Source organism: Shewanella sp. VK101, from assembly GCF_056497865.1.
Map to the genome: position 1 here is coordinate 2024683 of NZ_CM151402.1, position 19163 is coordinate 2043845.

The following is a 19163-nucleotide window of genomic DNA, read 5'->3' on the forward strand; positions in this document are numbered from 1 at the left end:
AAACCTGCCAAGAATTATGGGTGTCGCCATTTTGACCATGTTCATAGCTCTTGCCCGAATAGTCATCAACGCCACATAGAAAGGCGCGACGTACACAGCGGGAGATGCAGTGATAGAAGGGGGTGTCCTCAAGACTGACTTGAGCATATCTTGGCCTCGGCATGGCATCCTTTCCTTTTCAAAGGCTCCATTCAAGCCTAGACAAGGTGCCAACAATCTGCCAAGAATTATGGGTGTCGCCAAGAATTATGGGTGTCCCCATTTTGCCTCCATTTTGCCTCCATTTTGCCTCTTATTTCCAATTTTCGTGTTCTTATTTCCAACTAAGGTGGCGAACTGCAATCTAGACCTAACCACAGCTAAGCTTTTGCCTGTTTAAGTTGTGGTTAACGCGCGATGCTTGTGCCAGTAATGCATTAAAAACCCGAGCAATAATCCCCAGAAGGCGCTGCCGATCCCCAATACACTCACGCCAGATGCGGTGACGAGAAACGTAATTACCACCACTTCATGTTCGTCGTTATCCGCAAGCGCTGCGGTTAGACTGTTACCTATGGTGCCAAGCAGCGCCAATCCTGCAATCGCGAGCACCAATTCCTTCGGAAATGCGGCGAATAGCCCAACGACTGTTGCGCCGAGTAGACCAGTTATCAAATAAAATACTCCGCCCCACACCGCCGCCCAGTAACGGCTTGCGGGGTTAGGGTCTGCCTCTTTACCCATGCAAATCGCTGCCGTAATGGCCGAGAGATTAAAGGCAAAGCCGCCAAAGGGTGCAAACAGTACGCCCATCAGACCCGTCACGGTAATTAGTGGCGAGATAGGCGGGCGATAACCATGGCCGTGAAGCGCTGCTACCCCTGGCATATTTTGTGAGGCCATAGTCACCACAAATAAGGGCAGCGCCACACCTACCACGTTGGCTATAGAAAACGCTGGCGCTATCCATACGGGGGCGGCGAATTGCAGCTCAAGCTTATCGAGTTTCAGTAGATCCAATTGATAACTCATCCCTATCCCCGCGACAAGGGTAAGCAACATAATGTAGCGCGGCGCCCAGGGCTTAAGCACAATAAACACCAATAACATCAATAGGATTAAACTCAGTTGAGTCTGCATGGCTTGAAACAGCCCTAAGCCAAACTGCAGTAAAATCCCCGCCAACATGGCCGAAGCGACTGACTGCGGCATGATACGAATAAGCTTATCCATCCAGCCTGCCAAGCCGCAAAGCGTGATCAACAAAGAGCTAATCAGGAAGGCACCAACGGCTTCGTGGATACTTAATCCCGTAAGGCTGGTGACCATCAGCGCCGCCCCTGGGGTCGACCATGCCGTAAGCACCGGATTTTTATAGTAGAGAGACAGGCCAATACTGGTGAGCCCCATGCCGACACCCAAGGCCCACAGCCATGAACTCATTTGTGCCGATGTCGCGCCCACGGCATCCGCCGCCTGCAGGATAATCACCGCCGAACTGCTGTAGCCCACCAGCACGGCAATAAAGCCCGCCGATATTTTTGATAGTCCTAAAGCCTCGCGCCACATCATCCTTACTCCTCTACCTACCTTAGCCTTGATCGTCGAACCATTTCTTGTGCGCTATAACGCACGAGATAGACAAGATAGCACCTGTGCGTTATAACGTACAAATAATTTTTTAAGCGCCAGAACCTAATGCAGACCATCAATAGCTATCTTGCCGCGACCCTAAAGCAACTCCGCAGCCAAAAGGGTTGGAGTTTAGATAAAGCGGCACTCGAGACAGGCGTAAGCAAGGCCATGATAGGCCAGATTGAGCGCGGCGAATCTAGTCCCACTATTGCTACCCTGTGGAAAATCGCCAGCGGTTTTAATACCTCCCTCTCGACCTTTCTGGAGCCAATGCCCGAGAGCCAAGGCGCCGTCTTTCGTAACGCCGATGCATTACGCCAAAAGCCTGCAACCGATGGAATGTTAGTGGCGTCGCTATTTCCCTTTGAGCCTCGCTTTGGTTTTGAAATGTTTGAACTTACCCTATTGCCGCACTATGAGCGTCTCTCCGAGCCCCATGAGGCGGGTGTGACCGAGCATGTGATCGTGTTGAGCGGCACTATGGAAGTGTTAGTCGATGGTCAGTGGCAGCCACTACAGCAGGGTGAAGCCGTGCGCTTTGCCGCAGATAAACCACATGGTTACCGCAACTTAAGAGATCAACCCGTAGTGTTTCATGATCTTATCCACTACCACAGGGAAGCGCCTGCCACTGAGTAACGCCGACAAGCCAAACAACAATAATCGAGACACCCAGTATTAGCTGCTAGTGGTTGTCCGGAGAGTTAAGTATGACGATAAAAGCTGTAGGCAAATCCATGGCGCTGGCTTTGAAGGCACAGGGCTTCAAGCCGGTTCAGGGATGTGAAGCAAAGATCCCCGGGTGCGTCGCACTTTTGAAAAGGCAAACCTGGGCCAGCAATAGAGCCGTAGCTATGGTTTGTCTGGCTGAGTTGCCTTCAGATATGGATACTTACATCAGCCAGTTAAGGAACAGAGTCGCGTTTAAGGTGGGATTCTTGCCGCTAGTTTGGGGCTTGTATCTTCAGGTTATTATCTTTTGCCCCAAAATCAGTGAAGAAGCACTCTCCCCGGCAGATTATGTAGCCAAATTGGATAATCAATGGGCCATAGTGCAAAGCGTTTTCTTGGTCGATACAGTCAATAAGGTTTTCAAAGAGGGCAGAACCTGGGGCCAGTTTTTGAGCTCCAGCTATCAGGATGCGATTTCAAGCGAGCTACAGGCCTTTTATACAAAGAGTGATAGATAATTTATGGTTGGAAAATGATCCCTAACTTGGATATTGCCGGCGATTGGCGAGCTTACCTCGAGGCCAGGGCGAGCGGAATTAAGTCTTTATGGAAAAAAGAGTTGGCAGCCGTGCTTGAGCGCATAGACGCGCTCGAGGGTGAGGCGCTGGCATCTTACCTTGAGTCGCTATGCGAGTTGGCTCTCTGCCGTTCACAGCCGGATATGAACGCCCCGCAGGCCGCGAGCGAGGAGGTTAGCCAACTTGAGCTGGACAGTCCTTCACTGGCACTGCCCTTGGCCCACCCCGGATTACTGCCAAAGTTGCAGGCGTTTTGGCTGGCACGTTTTGATGAGCCCAGAGTAAAACTTTGGCTCTACTGTGCTTATGGGCTGCAGGATACTTATATCAAAATGCGGCCGCTACTGGGTGCCGCAGAAGGCATTGACAATCCGTCTCCCGAGATTTTGCTGCAGCAAATACTGGCCGATAGCGGGGTTACAGACTTCCTGCGCCAGCAAGCAGCATTGCATTTGGCCCGCAGTCTGTTGGAAAGCCTGGATTTTGCGTTGCATGAAGTGCCGTATTGTTTGTGTATTCGGGCCGATATCTGTTGGCAGATGCTGGATGAGCTTGATGAGTTGGCCACTATTTTACCGGTTGTGCCGTTATCCCGCTTTAATTTGAGTGGTGAGGCTTATCGCCGGGCATTGACGCTGTGGTGCAACTATTGCGATTACACGGAAGAGCAAGGTGCGCGTGGGCACGAGCCGCTTGAGTATGATGACTGGTGTGCCAAACTGGCAGAAGAGCACGATTGAAAGCGTTTGAGTTGATGCTCAGGAGGGCGAAGTGTTGATACGCTCCCGGGCAAAATGCTTGATTGTAGGCATGGGGATTTAGCGCGCACCGATACGTGGCTTGGGATAGAATGGCATGCAAATTTTATTGCAAACTAAAGGAGCGCGAGTGCAGCAGAATCAAAATGAGCAGGCATCAGACCTGGCACAAATCTGGGTCGATGCCGATGCCTGTCCGGTAGTGATCCGCGAAATGTTGGTGCGGGCGGCGGCGCGTACCGGCATCAATGTCACTTTTGTCGCCAATCAGGCGCTCAGGATAATAGGTGCTGCCAGTGTCAAAACCTTACAAGTTCCCAAGGGGTTTGATGTGGCCGATAACGAAATCGTGCGCCTGTGTCAGGCCGGCGATTTGGTGATCAGCAATGATATTCCGCTGGCGGCCGAAGTGATAGACAAGGGCGCCAAGGCGCTCAATAGCCGCGGTGAGCTGCTGAATCGCGACAATGTGCGTGCCCGCCTCAATATGCGGGATTTTCTCGATACCCTGCGTGCCAGCGGCATAGATACCGGTGGCAGTCCCAAGTTGAGTCAGGCAGATAGACAGGCCTTTGCCAATGAGCTGGATAAATATCTGCTGCACTGGCAGCGCGCTAAGACGCGTCAGGGGTAAGCCTGCCAAGCCTAGATTTGAAATCACAGAGATTCGAAATCACAGGGACTCGAAAGCTCAGAGAGTTGAAATTTTAGCGGCTATGCAGGATTCAGAGCCTACGCAGAATTCAGTTCCTATTTAAGATCTGGCTGCAGCTCAAGACCTGTCATCCATTCAAGGCAGGGCATCCATTCAAGACTTGCCCAGATCCGGCGCCTCCGGCAGCGCTTGCTGCAAAAAGTCCAAGAGCAGGCTGACCTTGGGCGACAGATGGCGGTTCTGTGGGTATAAGGCCCAAATACCCTCCGGCGCCGCCTGGTAAGCCTCAAGCACTGATACCAGGGCACCGCTGGCGAGATCCTCGCCGACATAATAATCTGGCAGTTGCACCAGCCCGAGTCCTTTGCGAGCAGCATCCAATAGCCCAGGGCCAGAATTACACACCAAGCGGCCACTCAAACGCCATTGACGTTCCTGGCCCTGCTCGATAAAACGCCAGTAAGGGTGGTTACCCAGTAAACATTGATGCCGATGCAGCTCGCCCAGAGTGTGGGGCATGCCGTGGTTGGCCAGATACTCCGGGCTGGCACAGACATAATTGCGGCGACTGCCAAGACGCCGCGCCATCAAGCTGGAGTCCGCCAGCTTACCCAGCCTAATCGCCAAATCATAACCGCCATCAATCAGATCCAGCGTCTTGTTGTTGAGATCCAGTTGCAGATCCAGCTTGGGGTGCAGACAGAGAAAGTCATTCAGCAACGGCAGAATAAACTGCTCGCCGTAAGTGACCGGCGCCGTCACCCGCAGCAAGCCCTGCGGGGTTTGTTTCAAACTGCCAAGGGCGCGTTCGGCTTCTTCTATACCATCTTGCAGCAAGCGGCAGTGGCGATAATAAAGCTGGCCCTCTTCACTGAGCGACACCTTGCGGGTTGTGCGATAGAAGAGTTTGCTTGCCAGGCGTTTCTCCAGTGCGGCGATTTGGCGGCTTATCTGCGCCACAGACAAGTTGAGCCGCTCGGCGGCGCGGGTAAAGCTCTGGCTCTCGGCCACGGCGATAAATTCGCTGATCCCTTCCCAGTGGTTCATTATTACTTCTCAGTAAAAGTGATTTGTATATTTGGCTGATTATCTTTTATTTGGGAATAAATACAATGTTGGCATCCGGTTTATGAGCCAAGAGGTTCGTTACCGAATCAATCACAACAGAAGGAAGCGACAATGACAGACAAATTTATCAAGTCCCGCGCCGCCGTAGCCTGGGCCGCCGGTGAGCCGTTGAAGATGGAAGAGGTGGATGTGATGTTGCCCAAGGCCGGTGAGGTATTGGTGCGCATTGTTGCCAGTGGTGTGTGTCATACCGATGCCTTTACTTTGAGCGGCGACGACCCAGAAGGCGTGTTTCCGGCCATTCTCGGCCATGAGGGCGGCGGTATAGTGGAGATGGTCGGCGAAGGCGTCACCAGTGTGGCGGTGGGCGATCATGTTATTCCTCTTTACACGCCTGAATGCGGTGAGTGTAAGTTCTGCCGCTCCGGCAAGACCAACCTGTGTCAGAAGATCCGTGAGACCCAAGGCAAGGGCCTGATGCCGGATGGTACCACCCGCTTCTTCAAAGACGGCAAGCCGATTTTCCACTACATGGGCTGCTCGACTTTCTCTGAATATACGGTATTGCCTGAGATCTCCCTGGCCAAAGTCAACAAGTCGGCACCGCTGGAAGAGATCTGCCTTCTGGGCTGCGGTGTCACTACCGGCATGGGCGCTGTAATGAACACTGCCAAGGTGGAAGAGGGCGCCACAGTGGCCATCTTCGGGCTCGGCGGCATAGGGTTGTCGGCGGTGATTGGCGCTGTGATGGCCAAGGCCGGTCGCATCATAGGCATAGATGTCAATGAATCCAAGTTTGAACTGGCGAAGAAGCTGGGGGCAACCGAGTGCATCAACCCCAGGGACTATGACAAGCCTATTCAGCAGGTGATTGTGGATTTGACCGACGGTGGTGTCGATTACTCGTTCGAGTGTATCGGCAATGTGGATGTGATGCGTTCGGCGCTCGAGTGTTGCCACAAGGGCTGGGGAGAGTCAGTGATCATCGGGGTTGCCGGTGCCGGACAGGAGATCTCCACCAGACCTTTCCAACTGGTGACCGGCCGGGTGTGGAAAGGCTCGGCTTTCGGTGGTGTCAAAGGACGCTCACAGTTGCCAGGCATAGTGGAAGATTATCTGGCCGGTAAATTCAAGCTGGATGACTTTATCACCCACACCATGGGGCTTGAAGATATCAATGAAGCCTTCGAGCTGATGCATGAAGGCAAGAGCATTCGCAGCGTGATCCACTTCTGAGGACCTTCTGATGGAAAATATCAGTAACAACAGGTCGTTTGGAGGCTGGCACAAGCAGTATCGTCATCACTCCAGCAGTTTGAACTGCGAGATGCGTTTCGCCATCTATCTGCCGGAGCAGGCCAATAGCCAAAAAGTACCTGTGCTGTATTGGCTCTCAGGGTTGACCTGTACGGATGAGAACTTTATGCAAAAGGCCGGGGCCCAGCGCCTCGCGTCTCAGCTGGGGCTGGCCATAGTCTGTCCGGATACCAGCCCGCGCGGAGAAGGTGTGGCCGATGCCGAAGATGCTGCCTACGATCTGGGGTTGGGGGCCGGTTTTTATGTCAATGCTACCCAGGCTCCCTGGAGCAGCCACTATCGTATGTATGACTATGTGGTAGATGAGTTGCCGGCCTTGATAGAGCAGCACTTCCCGGTATCGGATAAGCGCGCCATTGCCGGCCACTCAATGGGCGGCCACGGCGCGCTGATGATAGCCCTTAAAAATCCGGGCCGTTATCTCAGCGCCAGTGCCTTTGCCCCCATCAGTCATCCTAGCCAGTGCCCTTGGGGCCAGAAGGCGTTTGCAGCCTATCTTGGCAGCGACAGGGAGGCTTGGAAGGCTTATGACACGGTAGAGCTGATAAAAAGTGGTGCCAAAGGGCTACCGATGCGGGTTGATCAGGGCGAGAGTGATCTGTTCCTGGCCGAGCAGTTACTGCCACAGGCCTTGCAGGCCGCCGCCACTGACGCCGGAATTGCGCTGAGTTTTCACAGCCACCCCGGCTATGATCACAGCTACTATTTTATTGCTTCGTTTATCGACGAGCAGCTTAAGTTTCATGCCAGCCATCTGGGCTTGTAAACGCTGAGCCTCTCAAATGCAGCGCCGCCGAGGGCTTGCCCCGGCGGCGCTTTTTTATGCGTTATAGCGGCCATTGCCCGGTATCCGCTTGTTGAGTACTTTCTTGTTTACCCCACTTTTGTCTAGGGGGAATTAACGAGCGCAGGGATTAACGGGAGGGAGCATGAAAATAGGCAGATGGCAGACACCCTTCGAGCAGGGTGATCTTTTTATCACCGGGCTCTTCTGGGGCGGTGATTTCATGTTGCAGCTTCCCGGCGGCAAACGCTATCAAATCAAAAATACGCCCCATCCCGGGGTCGATCTCAGCCTGGAGCTGTTTCATTTACCGAGTGAAGGGCGCTATCGGCTGCATTACCACTCGGTCACTGCGTTTCGTATGTTGGATGAACATGGGTTGCTGGAACTTTGGCAGGCGCTGAGCGAGCTTGGGGACGAACAGGGTTACAACAGCCGCCTGATTAAAGATCACGCCTGGTCGCAGGAAAGCCCAATCAGTTTCTTCCATGGACACAGCGAAGGCTGGTCACATCTTATCTGCACCGGCGATGAGTGTGTCGAAGTGTTGTGCCCGGGTGCGCCGGAAATCATCTATCTTGGCAAGTGTGCCGCCATGGAGGACTGAAAAATCTTTGGGAAGCGGTGAGATCAGTTGATCTCGACCTTTTCCATCCCCAGTTGCTGCAGCGCTATCACGGCCTGGGTGCGGTTGCGAACCCCCAACTTACGGAAGATAGCGGTGGCGTGGGCCTTGATGGTCGCCTCGGATACGCCCAGGTCGTAGGCTATCTGCTTGTTGAGCAGGCCTTCGGCAAACATCTGCAACACCTTGTATTGCTGCGGCGTCAGCTCAGAGAGCTTGCCGGCGACCTTGTCGGTTTCGTCCTCATCATTGATTTCAACCAACTCTATGCCTTGAGGCAGCCAGATATCGCCGAACATTACTGCGGTGATTGCTTCGACAAAGGTTTCCATCGAAGCCGATTTGGGAATAAAACCGGCGCCGCCATAGTGCAGGGCACGACTGATGGTGGCGGCATCTTCGTGGGCTGAAATCACTATCACCGGCAGTTCGGGGAAGTGGGCGCGCAGATGGATAAGGGTGGAGTAGCCATGGGAGCCCGGCATCTGCAGATCCAGTAGTACCAGATCATATCCCTGATGAGTTTGCTCAAGCAGTTTTTGCAGCGCATCGGCACTGTCGGCCTCAAACCAGCGGGTATTGGATAAACCGCTGTTAAGCGCCTGGCGCAGGGCATTGCGAAATAAAGGGTGATCATCGGCGATGATAATATTTAAGTTTTCTGGCTTCATGGCTTGTTATGATTATGGCTCTGCACGCTGAAGAAGGGTCAATGTAACAGAAAAGTGACAAATAATCCTATTGCTTTATCAGGGTTTAAGTGACTTTTTGTTACTGTCGCTTTTAGACTTTAGTCGAGAACGACGGTCAATAAAAGCCTTTTCAGCGGCAAAGACTGTTGCAGAATGAAACCTAAAAAGCCTGTAGCCAGATACAGGCCAGGATTATGTGAGGGCCTAGTTGGCCAGATCATCACTCCAGATCTGGGTCGGCTTTCTGTCTTCATCGACGGCCACGAAGGTGAAGACACCGCGGATAGCGTGCTCGCGCTTATCCTGATACATATCTTCTACAAAAATGTTCACTTCGACTTTCATCGAGGTGTTGCCCACATGGATCACCCGGGCGATCAATTCTGCCAGGCTACCGGCGGGGATCGGTTTTTTGAAATCGATTCTGTCAGAGCTGACGGTGACCAGTGTCTTGCGACAAAAGCGGGTGGCGGCGATAAAGGCGGTTTCATCCATCCAGGCGAGGGCTTCACCGCCAAACAGTGTGTTGTGATGATTGGTAATGGACGGGAAAACCGCCTTGATCACCCGAGCCTCGGCTTGTTCAATTCGGCGTGCTACGGCCACTTCATATTGGCTCTGTGTCGTTTCTGGCATACGGCAACCTCAAGGTTATGCTGGAAAATCAGGGGCGGTATTATAGTTCGACCAAAGGCGGATTGACAGCCTAAGCCAGAAAGCCCTGCATGAAAAATATTGGATGTTCAAAAGTATCCGGGCATAAAAAAGCCCCGGCATCTCCAGCGTGGAGATACCGGGGCGATTCCATTTCAGTGGTCCGTATCTGGGCGACTTATTTGCCTAGCAGGCGGCGTCTTTCCTTGGCGGCGGCGGCCAGATCTCTGAGCAGCTTTTCCGAGTCTTCCCAGTGCAGGCAGGCATCCGTGATGCTTTTTCCGTAAGTGAGTGGCTCACCGGCAACCACTTTCTGATTGCCTTCCACAATAAAACTCTCGGCCATGATACCGGCAATGGCGGTGGAGCCGCTGCGCAGCTGCGTCATGATATCTTCGGCGACTTCCAGCTGTTTCTTGTGCTGCTTCTGGCTATTGCCATGGCTGAAGTCGACCACTATGCCGGAGTGGATCCCAACCGAGTCCATCTGCTCTCTGGCTTTGGCCACATGTTGCTCACTGTAGTTGGGGGCTTTACCGCCGCGCAGAATGATATGCCCATAGGGGTTACCATGGGTGCGATAGACCGCCAGTGAGCCGTCTTTGTCCGGAGAGTAGAAGATATGTGGCTCTCTGGCGGCGCGCACTGCATCAACGGCAATATTGATGTTGCCGTCGGTACCGTTCTTGAAGCCTACCGGGCAGGAGAGTGCCGAGGCCATTTCGCGGTGAATTTGGCTTTCTGTGGTGCGGGCCCCGATGGCGCCCCAGGTGATGAGATCGGCAATATACTGACCATTCACCATATCCAAAAACTCGGTGGCGATAGGCAGTTTCAGCTCGGTGATCTGCTGAAGTAACTTGCGGGCCAGGCGCAAACCTTTATTGGGGCTGAAGCTGCCGTCCAAGTCAGGATCGGAAATCAGGCCTTTCCAGCCGACTATGGTGCGGGGCTTCTCAAAATAGACCCGCATCAGAATGCAGAGATCGTCTTTGAGTTCATGATGCAGCTTGGCCAAGCGACCGGCATACTCCAGGGCCGCTTCTGTGTCATGGATGGAGCAGGGGCCTATGATGACCAACAAACGCGGATCGTCACCCTGAATAATGGCTTCGACTTCGCGGCGTTGTTCAACCAGGTAGTCTGCGGCTTCCTGAGTCAATGGATACTCAGATGCGAGTTGGGCAGGTGAGATCACTTTACATAAGAGAGAGGTGCGTAATTCGTCTGTTTTAATGGTCATTCATGATACCGGGGGAAATTTCTTGAGCGCTTTGCGCTTATCTTGTGTCGGATTATAACCAATCGAGCCGAGCTGCAAAGTGGCAATTGTCCGATAATTGCCCAAGTGGGCCTTGAAAAAGTGTCAAGTCCCACTTGAGCCATTCAGGGTTCGCACTGTGGTAACAAGTAGTTAGCCAGAAAATGCCATTCTGTAACTCAGTTTCAACTCGGGCAGGTTTTGTCTGCCGCCTGGGGGTATTTTCAGAACATATGGCGCTCAAGACCCGTGGCGTCGAGGATCTTGGTGGCAATTTCCTCGACCGATTGGTTGGTGGTGTCTATATAAGGGATGCGCTCTTTCTTGAACATCATCTCCACCTCTTTGACTTCGAGGCGGCATTGGCGCAAGGAGGAATAGCGGCTGTTCTCCATTCGGCTCTGACGTATCTCATGCAGGCGTACGGGTTCAATGGTCAGCCCAAACAGTTTGGGTTTGTTGCGTTTCAGCACCTCGGGCAGCTTGAGGTTGTCCATATCATCCTGAATAAAAGGATAGTTGGCGGCCTTGATACCAAACTGCATCGACAGATAGAGGCTTGATGGCGTCTTGCCGCAGCGGGAAACCCCAAGCAGGATAATGTCGGCCTTGTCCATATGCTTCATGGTTTGGCCGTCGTCGTTTTCCATAGCAAAGTTGATGGCGTCGATACGGGCATCGTAACCTGCGTTGGCCATACCATGGGTGCGATGCAGTGCCGGGCTGGCCGGTACCCCCAATTGTTGCTCCAGTGGCGCGACAAAAGTGTTGAGAAAGTCGTAGTCCAGGCCTTCACTGGAATAAATGATGTCGCGAATTTCCGGTTTGACGATGGAATGAAACACCAGAGGCCGTTGCCCTGTTGTAATAAAACTATCATTAATCTGCTTTTTAACAGCTTCTGCCTTAGCAATATTTTCCACAAAAGGAATGGTAAGTGAGTCAAATTCCAATGGAAATTGAGAAAGTACTGCGTGACCAAACACTTCGGCCGTGATCGCTGTTCCATCAGAAATGTAGAATACTTTACGTGCCATGCCGACCTCGTGTAGTAATAAAATTACAAATAAAATTATAGATTTACGCTTGTTGCCACGGAGTGTAAAATGCCGCTGCCCTCGTGTGAAGGGGCCACTGAAATAAACTTGCGGAGATAGAACTGTGCAGCAATACGTACTCTGGTATCAGGAATTAGGCATGGGTGACGTCAACAAGGTCGGCGGTAAAAACGCTTCCCTTGGTGAAATGATCAGTAATCTGGCCAATGCCGGTGTTCAAGTACCTGGCGGCTTTGCGACCACATCCCACGCGTTCAATGAGTTTCTTGAGCAAAGTGGAGTAAACCAGAAGATATACGACATTCTTGACACATTGGATGTAGATGATGTCAACGCACTGGCTAAAGTTGGTGCACAGATCAGACAGTGGGTTATCGAAACCCCATTTCAGCCAGAACTCGAACAAGCGATTCGGGAAGCCTACGAAAAATTAGCCTCTGAAACCCAAGACGCCTCATTCGCCGTGCGTTCCTCTGCCACTGCAGAAGATATGCCCGACGCTTCATTTGCCGGTCAGCAAGAAACCTTCCTCAACGTGAAGGGCTTCGAAGCTGTATTGGTTGCCATCAAGCATGTGTTTGCCTCCCTGTTCAATGATCGCGCTATCTCCTATCGTGTGCATCAGGGTTACGACCATCGCGGTGTGGCGCTGTCAGCCGGTGTTCAGCGCATGGTACGTTCAGACAAGGCGGCTTCAGGCGTGATGTTCACCATGGATACCGAGTCCGGTAACAAGGATGTGGTATTTATCACTTCTTCCTTCGGTTTGGGCGAAATGGTAGTACAAGGTGCGGTTAACCCGGACGAGTTCTATGTACACAAGCCAACCCTGACTGCCGGTCACAAGGCCGTTGTTCGTCGTAACATCGGCAGCAAGCTGATCCAGATGGTGTACTCGGATGATGCATCTCACGGCAAGCAGGTGAAAATTGAAGATGTCGCCAAAGAACAGCGCATGACTTTCTCCATCAATGATGAAGAAGTGATGGAGCTGGCCAAGCAGGCGATGATCATTGAAAAGCATTATGGCCGTCCGATGGATATCGAATGGGCCAAAGACGGTAACGACGGTCGTCTCTACATAGTTCAGGCTCGCCCTGAAACCGTACGCTCCCGTGAAGATGTGCAGCTGATTGAGCGTTATCACCTCAAGAGCCGTGGCGAAGTGATCTGTGAGGGTCGCGCCATTGGCCACAAGGTGGGATCAGGTGTTGCCAAGGTGCTCAAATCTATCGACGAAATGGACAAGATCCAGCCAGGCGATGTACTGGTTACCGATATGACCGACCCGGATTGGGAACCTATCATGAAGCGCGCCAGCGCCATTGTCACCAACCGTGGTGGTCGTACTTGTCACGCTGCTATCATTGCCCGTGAACTGGGCGTGCCTGCGGTAGTGGGTTGTGGTGACGTGACCGACAAAATTCAAAACGGTCAGGAAGTAACGGTATCCTGCGCCGAAGGCGACACAGGTTATATCTATCAAGGCAAGCTGGAGTTTGATGTGATTTCCAGCCGCGTTGATTCCATGCCTGATCTGCCGATGAAGATAATGATGAACGTGGGTAACCCTGACCGCGCCTTCGACTTTGCCCGTCTGCCTAACGAAGGTGTGGGTCTGGCCCGTCTCGAGTTCATCATCAACCGTATGATAGGTATTCACCCCAAGGCTCTGCTGGAATTTGATCAGCAAACCGATGAGCTGAAAGCCGAGATCACCGAGATGATTGCCGGTTATGATTCTCCGGTTGAATACTATGTTGCCCGTCTGGTGGAAGGTATCTCTTCTATCGCTGCAGCATTCCACCCCAAGAAGGCCATCGTGCGTATGTCTGACTTCAAGTCAAACGAATATGCCAACCTGATCGGCGGTGACAAGTACGAGCCAGAGGAAGAGAACCCAATGCTGGGCTTCCGTGGCGCCAGCCGCTATATCTCCGAGTCGTTCCGTGATTGTTTCGCCCTCGAGTGTGAAGCCATCAAGCGGGTTCGTAACGACATGGGGCTGAAGAACGTAGAGATCATGATCCCGTTCGTTCGTACTCTTGAAGAAGGCCGTCAGGTTATCGAACTGCTGAAAGAGCAAGGTCTGGAGCGTGGTAAAGATGGTCTGCGCGTCATCATGATGTGTGAACTGCCATCCAACGCCCTGCTGGCGGATCAGTTCCTGGAGATGTTTGATGGTTTCTCCATCGGCTCCAACGACCTGACTCAGCTGACTCTGGGTCTGGACCGTGACTCGGGCATCATCAGTCACCTGTTCGACGAGCGTAACGAAGCCGTTAAGGCATTGCTGGCGATGGCTATCAAGTCTGCCAAGGCCAAGGGTGCTTACGTGGGTATCTGTGGTCAGGGTCCTTCGGATCACGCCGACTTCGCTGCCTGGTTGGTGGAGCAGGGCATAGACACAGTGTCTCTGAACCCCGACACTGTGATCGACACCTGGTTGTACCTGGCTGAAGCCCACGGCTAAGCTTGAAACAACTCAGTAAGTTATGAAAGAAGCCGCTTTTTAGCGGCTTCTTTTTGTTTATAATGGCCCGATAACAATAATTGAGCCGAGCAATAAGATGTTACCCCTATTATCACACCAACAAACTCTGGAACCCCTGTATCTGGATTATCTGGATGCGCTTGAGCAGCGAGGCTTTCGCGGCGATATCGACAGGCGCTACAGTGCCCGCTTGGCTCAAGCGACGGATAACTCTGTCTATCAGTTCCTGCCGCAGGCGGTGCTCTATCCCAGAGACAGCGCCGATATTGCCATGGCGTTGCGGCTCGCCTGTGAGGAGGCTTTTGCCAAGGTGGTCTTCAGTGCCCGCGGCGGCGGTACCGGAACCAATGGCCAGGCGCTGACCCATGGGATAGTACTGGATCTCTCGCGCCATATGAACCGGGTGTTGGAAGTTAATCCAGAGGAAGGTTGGGTCAGAGTCGAGGCCGGTGTGGTCAAGGATGCGCTCAATGATGCGTTGCGGCCGCACGGCTTTTTCTTCAGCCCGGATCTTTCCACCTCCAACCGTGCCACCCTGGGCGGCATGATCAATACCGATGCCTCCGGCGCCGGCTCGCTGGTGTATGGCAAGACCTCGGATCATGTGCTGGAGCTTACCAGTGTGTTGGTGGATGGCAGTGTGCTGCACACGGCTCCGGTGAGCCGTGAGGCACTGGAATCGGGCGAGAAAGTCACTGACAACCCGCTCGGCAACAAGCTGATTACCGAGGTGGCCCGTCGCTGCCGTGAGCAGCGAGAGCTGATTGAACAGCGCTTTCCCAAGCTGAACCGTTTTTTGACCGGTTACGATTTGAAAAATGTCTGGGATCAACAGCTCTGCGAATTCAATCTGTCGCGGATACTCACGGGCTCTGAGGGAACGCTGGCGGTGGTCACTGAGGCCAAACTGGATATCACCCCCTTGCCGGCCAGCCGCCTTATGGTCAACATCAAGTATGACTCTTTTGAATCGGCACTGCGCCATGCGCCCGACTTGGTGCTCGCCAATGCCACTGTGGTGGAAACCGTCGATTCCAAGGTGCTGAATCTGGCGCGGGAAGACATTATCTGGCACTCGGTATCCGAGCTTATTCAGGAAGTGCCTGGCAAGGTAATCGATGGCCTTAACATGGTGGAGTTTGCCGGAGAACAAGACCAGGTCGATGAGCGGGCAGAGCGTCTGGCCGTGGCGCTGGATGCACAGATTGCTGCCGGTGAAAAAGGGGTGCTTGGGTATCAGCTTACCCGGGATGCCGGTTCCATCAATAAGATTTATGCCATGCGCAAGAAGGCGGTCGGGCTGCTCGGGGCCACCAAAGGCCGCCGCAAACCGATAGCCTTCGCCGAAGATACCGCCGTACCACCGGAAAAGCTCGCCGACTATATCATGGAGTTCCGTGCCCTGTTGGATAGCCATCAACTGCAATACGGCATGTTCGGCCATGTGGATGCCGGGGTGCTGCACGTGCGTCCGGCGCTGGATATGTGCGATCCCAAGGATGAAGCCTTGCTGCGCACCGTCTCGGATCAAGTGGCAGCACTGACGCAGAAATACGGCGGCCTGATGTGGGGCGAGCACGGTAAAGGCGTGCGTGGTGAGTATGGCCCCCAGGTATTTGGCGAGCAACTTTGGAGCGAGCTTGAAGAAGTTAAGATGCTGTTCGACCCCCAGAATAAACTCAACCCGGGTAAGCTGGTGGCGCCCAAAGGCCAACAGCTTATCTACAATGTCGACAGTACCAAGCGCGGCAGTTTCGATAGGCAAATACCTGTCAGTGTCCGCGATGCCTTCCCGGATGTGATGAATTGTAACGGCAACGGCCTGTGTTTCAACTACAGCCGCTTTTCGCCCATGTGCCCCTCTTTCAAGGTGACTGGAGACAGGATCCATTCGCCCAAGGGCCGCGCTGGATTAATGCGTGAGTGGCTGCGACTGCTGGAATCTGAAGGCGTTGACGTCAATCTGCTGGCCAAGTCCAAACCCATGGGCTTATTGCAGCGGCTGCAGAACAGCCTCAACGCCAAGAAAGAATACGACTATTCCCACGAGGTGATGGAGTCGCTCAAGGGCTGTCTCGCCTGTAAGGCGTGCTCCGGCCAGTGTCCGGTGAAGGTGGATGTCCCCAAGTTCCGGGCACAGTTTTTCAGTATCTATTACCGCCGTTACCAGCGTCCCGCCAAGGATTATCTGGTGGCCGGTGTCGAGGATTCGGTGCAGCTGATGGCCAAGGCGCCCCGGCTGAGTAACTTTGCGGCGCAGAATCCTCTATCCAAGTGGGTGATTAAGAAGGCTCTGGGGTATGTGGATGCGCCTGCGCTGTCTGTTCCTACGCTGAAACAGCGCCTGGATGCTCACCCCAGCCGTGGTTATGATCTCAACGCCTTGAGCGCTATCCCCGCCGCTGAGCGACAAAACTATGTGTTGGTAGTGCAGGATCCTTTCAACAGCTTCTACGATGCCGAACTGGTTTATCGCTTTATTCGCCTGATCGAAGCGCTTGGACTCAAGCCGGTATTGCTGCCGTTCAAGCCCAACGGTAAACCGGCTCATATCAAGGGGTTTCTGGAGCAGTTTGCCAAGACGGCACAGACCGCCGCCGATTTTCTCAATCAGGTGCATGCTCTTGGCATGCCCATGGTGGGGGTAGATCCGGCGTTGGTGCTGGTTTATCGCGACGAATACCGTGAGGCGCTCGGCGCCAAGCGCGGCCAATTCAATGTCCAGCTTGCCAGCGAGTGGCTCAGTGCCATGCTCGAGCAGTTACCGCAACTGCCTGCAAGCGGGCGCGAGTTCACTTGGTTCAGCCACTGCACTGAATCCAGTGCTCGCCCCGGCACTGCCAAAGAATGGCAAACCATCTTTGCCCGTTTTGGTGCCAAGTTGGGAACCGTGAATCTGGGTTGTTGCGGCATGGCCGGTACCTATGGCCATGAGCTGGAAAACCTGCCACGCTCCAAGGCTCTGTATGAGATGTCCTGGGACGAGGCGATAAAGTCGCTGCCGCAGGAGCAGATACTGGTGTCCGGCTACTCCTGTCGCAGCCAGGTCAAACGCTTTGGTGGCTTTAGGCCCAGGCACCCCATCGAAGCCTTGCTGGAGCTGACTCAAACGCAAGCCTGAGAGCGCCAAGAATAGGGCTCCAAAAGTGTGGAGCCCATGAATAGGGAACCCAAGAATAGGAAGTCAGGATGAAACAGTCGGCAGACAAGGTGAGTGACGCTCTGAAAGGGCTTGGGGCAAGGCCGGACTTGTGTCAGCAGCAAGCCCTGTTTGAGATAGACGTTAAAGGCGACTGGTATTATCTCAACTCACCGTTGCCGGCCAAGTTCGCCAGGCTCTTCAGTAGTATTTTGCACTGCATCGAGGGTGAACATCTGTTGATTACCCCGGCAGAGCGTTTGAAGGTAGCGGTGGCCGACACACCGCTCATCATAGTTGATTACAAGCAGCTGGATATCGAGGCCGAGAGCAGCCGTTTTGCCCTGGTTTGCTCCCAGGGTAATGAGTTCGAGGTGCTGGGGCTCAATGCCTTTGAGAGCGCCGAATCCGGGCTATTGGTAAGCTTGCCTCGAGGTCTAAAGGCCAGGCTTGGGCGTGCCTGTTTCTATCGCTTTGCCGAAACCTATTTACTGAGTTAAAAGTCAAAGGAATCGCTTTGCCATTCAGGCAGATATAAAACCTTTATTTACAGTAGCCTGACTGTAAATGCCCCATTATTCTCCTTTCTTGTGTTAGTGAAATATTCAGCAGGTGGTAGTATTAATACCATTCGTATAGAAGTTTGATTGACTCAGAATCAAGGCCGCCACTCAAGTTTAAAGCGGATACTGGACTGGTAGATATGCCCCAAAAGGCGAGTTAAAAAGCTGCGTATAGGGCGGTCAATGCAGATTTATTCCGCTGGAGATGCCCTACCTTGCGCTGCTTTCATGCCCCTGAGTAGGTCAATCATTTGGCACAGTGGTATAGTTAAACTCGGCAGCGGCATGGCCCGGCGTCAATGAAGCAGAATAAGCGATTTTGCTGAATGGGGCGAAGCCCTGCCGATAGCGAACAGACAAGCCCTGAAGTACAGGAGGTGTTGCTTGAACCGCAAAGAGAGTCTCGGTTATCTGGTATCCCATCTGAACGTGGAACTGCAACATGAACTGGATAGCCGCCTGAAGCGTTATCAGCTGGATATTAAACTCTGGCCTGTGTTGTTTGCGCTCTGGCAAGAGGAAGGGATCAGCCAAACCGAGTTGTCACGTCGCTGTGATGTGGCCAACTACACCATGACACGCCTGCTGGATCAACTGCAGGTACAAGGCTTAATCTATCGCCATCAGGAAGAAGACAACCGGCGTGCGTTTCAAATTTTTCTGACCGATCAGGCCAAGGCGATGGAGCAGGACTTAATTCGCGAGGCCGAGCGGGTCAACGAGAAGTTTATGGCAGCCTTGGATGAGCCGGAAAGAGGGCAGCTGCTCATGCTGCTCAACAAGATAAATCATACTGACAAGCGTTAACCCTATGGTTGAATGTGTGCTCGGTAAATCAAAGATAAACCAATAGCACGCACACCAATCCCCCCAGTAGCAACCAGTGTTGCAGATGTGAGCTGCTTGACTGCTGTTTCCCCTGTTTGAGGCTCGCCAGCAGGCGGTTACACTTGTAGATGCGACAGATAGTCAGCTCTGTGGTGGGGTCAACCAGGAGTTGCATTCGGCAACGTACACCGTTACGCAACTTGAAGCTGTGCTCGCTGTGCAGCCCCAGGTTGAATTTGCTGGATACCACTTTACCGTCGACAAACAAACGCTCAAATCCATTCCAGTTGCTGGCCTGTAATTCAACCTTTTGCTGTTCCACTTCATAGCCGAATCTGAGCATCATTGACTCCCTGACCTTCGAGATGACGAATGCTAAGTCAAGCAGAGGCAGATGACGCTT

At 53.1% G+C, this 19163-nt stretch carries 18 protein-coding genes and 1 pseudogene; 11 read left to right on the forward strand and 8 right to left on the reverse strand.

Going from position 1 to position 19163, the window contains the following annotated elements; genetic code table 11:
• Positions 1 to 37: 37 nt before the first annotated feature.
• Positions 38 to 163, reverse strand: a pseudogene (locus ACSHSR_RS09200) (transposase); the annotation flags it as partial.
• Between the two features lie 212 nt (positions 164 to 375).
• Positions 376 to 1548, reverse strand: a complete 1173-nt coding sequence (locus tag ACSHSR_RS09205; RefSeq protein WP_028781414.1) for a benzoate/H(+) symporter BenE family transporter — start codon at positions 1546 to 1548, stop codon at positions 376 to 378.
• Between the two features lie 129 nt (positions 1549 to 1677).
• Here ACSHSR_RS09205 and ACSHSR_RS09210 point away from each other — a divergent pair, with 129 nt between their 5' ends.
• The 4 genes from ACSHSR_RS09210 (at position 1678) to ACSHSR_RS09225 (ending at position 4256) form a co-directional block, all read left to right on the forward strand.
• Positions 1678 to 2253, forward strand: a complete 576-nt coding sequence (locus ACSHSR_RS09210) for a helix-turn-helix domain-containing protein (protein ID WP_025887666.1) — start codon at positions 1678 to 1680, stop codon at positions 2251 to 2253.
• A gap of 71 nt (positions 2254 to 2324) precedes the next feature.
• Positions 2325 to 2804, forward strand: coding sequence for a hypothetical protein (locus tag ACSHSR_RS09215; RefSeq protein WP_208135848.1), 480 nt, complete (start codon positions 2325 to 2327; stop codon positions 2802 to 2804).
• 14 nt (positions 2805 to 2818) lie between these two features.
• Positions 2819 to 3604, forward strand: a complete 786-nt coding sequence (locus ACSHSR_RS09220; protein ID WP_062793909.1) for a hypothetical protein — start codon at positions 2819 to 2821, stop codon at positions 3602 to 3604.
• Between the two features lie 148 nt (positions 3605 to 3752).
• Positions 3753 to 4256, forward strand: coding sequence for a YaiI/YqxD family protein (locus ACSHSR_RS09225; protein WP_255265333.1), 504 nt, complete (start codon positions 3753 to 3755; stop codon positions 4254 to 4256).
• 174 nt (positions 4257 to 4430) lie between these two features.
• Here the strand turns inward: ACSHSR_RS09225 and ACSHSR_RS09230 are convergent, their stop codons facing one another.
• A complete protein-coding gene (locus ACSHSR_RS09230) occupies positions 4431 to 5324 on the reverse strand; it encodes a LysR substrate-binding domain-containing protein (protein WP_062793910.1) in 894 nt (297 codons plus the stop codon).
• A gap of 132 nt (positions 5325 to 5456) precedes the next feature.
• Here ACSHSR_RS09230 and ACSHSR_RS09235 point away from each other — a divergent pair, with 132 nt between their 5' ends.
• The 3 genes from ACSHSR_RS09235 (at position 5457) to ACSHSR_RS09245 (ending at position 8053) form a co-directional block, all read left to right on the forward strand.
• Positions 5457 to 6581 (forward strand): S-(hydroxymethyl)glutathione dehydrogenase/class III alcohol dehydrogenase, encoded by a 1125-nt coding sequence (locus ACSHSR_RS09235; protein ID WP_093983116.1) that lies wholly within the window; start codon positions 5457 to 5459, stop codon positions 6579 to 6581.
• 10 nt (positions 6582 to 6591) lie between these two features.
• Positions 6592 to 7428 carry an S-formylglutathione hydrolase gene (gene fghA / locus ACSHSR_RS09240; protein ID WP_221052140.1) on the forward strand — a complete coding sequence of 279 codons (837 nt, stop codon included), beginning with the start codon at positions 6592 to 6594 and terminating at the stop codon, positions 7426 to 7428.
• A 163-nt stretch (positions 7429 to 7591) separates the two neighbouring features.
• Entirely contained in the window at positions 7592 to 8053 is a 462-nt protein-coding gene (locus ACSHSR_RS09245) for a hypothetical protein (protein WP_025011191.1), read from the forward strand.
• Between the two features lie 23 nt (positions 8054 to 8076).
• Here ACSHSR_RS09245 and ACSHSR_RS09250 read toward each other — a convergent pair whose 3' ends face one another.
• The 4 genes from ACSHSR_RS09250 to ppsR all read right to left on the reverse strand — a co-directional run bounded on the left by ACSHSR_RS09250 (position 8077) and on the right by ppsR (position 11715).
• Positions 8077 to 8742: a response regulator transcription factor gene (locus tag ACSHSR_RS09250; protein WP_044734632.1), complete on the reverse strand. Its 666-nt coding sequence runs from the start codon at positions 8740 to 8742 to the stop codon at positions 8077 to 8079.
• Positions 8743 to 8967: 225 nt separating this feature from the next.
• The gene (locus ACSHSR_RS09255) at positions 8968 to 9399 is read right to left on the reverse strand and encodes an acyl-CoA thioesterase (RefSeq protein WP_025011189.1); all 432 of its coding nucleotides are present in this window, start codon (positions 9397 to 9399) and stop codon (positions 8968 to 8970) included.
• Between the two features lie 196 nt (positions 9400 to 9595).
• Positions 9596 to 10660, reverse strand: a complete 1065-nt coding sequence (locus tag ACSHSR_RS09260; RefSeq protein ID WP_101055824.1) for a 3-deoxy-7-phosphoheptulonate synthase — start codon at positions 10658 to 10660, stop codon at positions 9596 to 9598.
• A 242-nt stretch (positions 10661 to 10902) separates the two neighbouring features.
• Complete coding sequence (gene ppsR / locus ACSHSR_RS09265) at positions 10903 to 11715, reverse strand: posphoenolpyruvate synthetase regulatory kinase/phosphorylase PpsR (protein ID WP_123116431.1); 813 nt, start codon at positions 11713 to 11715, stop codon at positions 10903 to 10905.
• A gap of 124 nt (positions 11716 to 11839) precedes the next feature.
• Here ppsR and ppsA point away from each other — a divergent pair, with 124 nt between their 5' ends.
• From ppsA to ACSHSR_RS09285, 4 genes are all read left to right on the forward strand, one after another.
• A complete protein-coding gene (gene ppsA, locus ACSHSR_RS09270; RefSeq protein WP_044734630.1) occupies positions 11840 to 14209 on the forward strand; it encodes a phosphoenolpyruvate synthase in 2370 nt (789 codons plus the stop codon).
• Between the two features lie 97 nt (positions 14210 to 14306).
• The gene (gene ydiJ, locus ACSHSR_RS09275) at positions 14307 to 17351 is read left to right on the forward strand and encodes a D-2-hydroxyglutarate dehydrogenase YdiJ (protein WP_479631443.1); all 3045 of its coding nucleotides are present in this window, start codon (positions 14307 to 14309) and stop codon (positions 17349 to 17351) included.
• A 68-nt stretch (positions 17352 to 17419) separates the two neighbouring features.
• Positions 17420 to 17869 (forward strand): DUF1285 domain-containing protein, encoded by a 450-nt coding sequence (locus tag ACSHSR_RS09280; RefSeq protein WP_025011185.1) that lies wholly within the window; start codon positions 17420 to 17422, stop codon positions 17867 to 17869.
• 447 nt (positions 17870 to 18316) lie between these two features.
• Entirely contained in the window at positions 18317 to 18739 is a 423-nt protein-coding gene (locus ACSHSR_RS09285; RefSeq protein ID WP_025011184.1) for a MarR family winged helix-turn-helix transcriptional regulator, read from the forward strand.
• Positions 18740 to 18767: 28 nt separating this feature from the next.
• Here ACSHSR_RS09285 and ACSHSR_RS09290 read toward each other — a convergent pair whose 3' ends face one another.
• Entirely contained in the window at positions 18768 to 19106 is a 339-nt protein-coding gene (locus ACSHSR_RS09290; protein WP_223828833.1) for a hypothetical protein, read from the reverse strand.
• Positions 19107 to 19163: the final 57 nt, after the last annotated feature.

Excerpts from the sequence above, each read along its gene's own strand:
- ACSHSR_RS09205 (WP_028781414.1), bottom strand. The coding sequence starts at position 1,548 with ATGTGGCGCGAGGCTTTAGGACTATCAAAAATATCGGCGGGCTTTATT.
- ACSHSR_RS09210 (WP_025887666.1), top strand. The coding sequence starts at position 1,678 with ATGCAGACCATCAATAGCTATCTTGCCGCGACCCTAAAGCAACTCCGC.
- ACSHSR_RS09215 (WP_208135848.1), top strand. The coding sequence starts at position 2,325 with ATGACGATAAAAGCTGTAGGCAAATCCATGGCGCTGGCTTTGAAGGCA.
- ACSHSR_RS09220 (WP_062793909.1), top strand. The coding sequence starts at position 2,819 with ATGATCCCTAACTTGGATATTGCCGGCGATTGGCGAGCTTACCTCGAG.
- ACSHSR_RS09230 (WP_062793910.1), bottom strand. The coding sequence starts at position 5,324 with ATGAACCACTGGGAAGGGATCAGCGAATTTATCGCCGTGGCCGAGAGC.
- ACSHSR_RS09235 (WP_093983116.1), top strand. The coding sequence starts at position 5,457 with ATGACAGACAAATTTATCAAGTCCCGCGCCGCCGTAGCCTGGGCCGCC.
- fghA (WP_221052140.1), top strand. The coding sequence starts at position 6,592 with ATGGAAAATATCAGTAACAACAGGTCGTTTGGAGGCTGGCACAAGCAG.
- ACSHSR_RS09245 (WP_025011191.1), top strand. The coding sequence starts at position 7,592 with ATGAAAATAGGCAGATGGCAGACACCCTTCGAGCAGGGTGATCTTTTT.
- ACSHSR_RS09250 (WP_044734632.1), bottom strand. The coding sequence starts at position 8,742 with ATGAAGCCAGAAAACTTAAATATTATCATCGCCGATGATCACCCTTTA.
- ACSHSR_RS09255 (WP_025011189.1), bottom strand. The coding sequence starts at position 9,399 with ATGCCAGAAACGACACAGAGCCAATATGAAGTGGCCGTAGCACGCCGA.
- ACSHSR_RS09260 (WP_101055824.1), bottom strand. The coding sequence starts at position 10,660 with ATGACCATTAAAACAGACGAATTACGCACCTCTCTCTTATGTAAAGTG.
- ppsR (WP_123116431.1), bottom strand. The coding sequence starts at position 11,715 with ATGGCACGTAAAGTATTCTACATTTCTGATGGAACAGCGATCACGGCC.
- ydiJ (WP_479631443.1), top strand. The coding sequence starts at position 14,307 with ATGTTACCCCTATTATCACACCAACAAACTCTGGAACCCCTGTATCTG.
- ACSHSR_RS09280 (WP_025011185.1), top strand. The coding sequence starts at position 17,420 with ATGAAACAGTCGGCAGACAAGGTGAGTGACGCTCTGAAAGGGCTTGGG.
- ACSHSR_RS09290 (WP_223828833.1), bottom strand. The coding sequence starts at position 19,106 with ATGATGCTCAGATTCGGCTATGAAGTGGAACAGCAAAAGGTTGAATTA.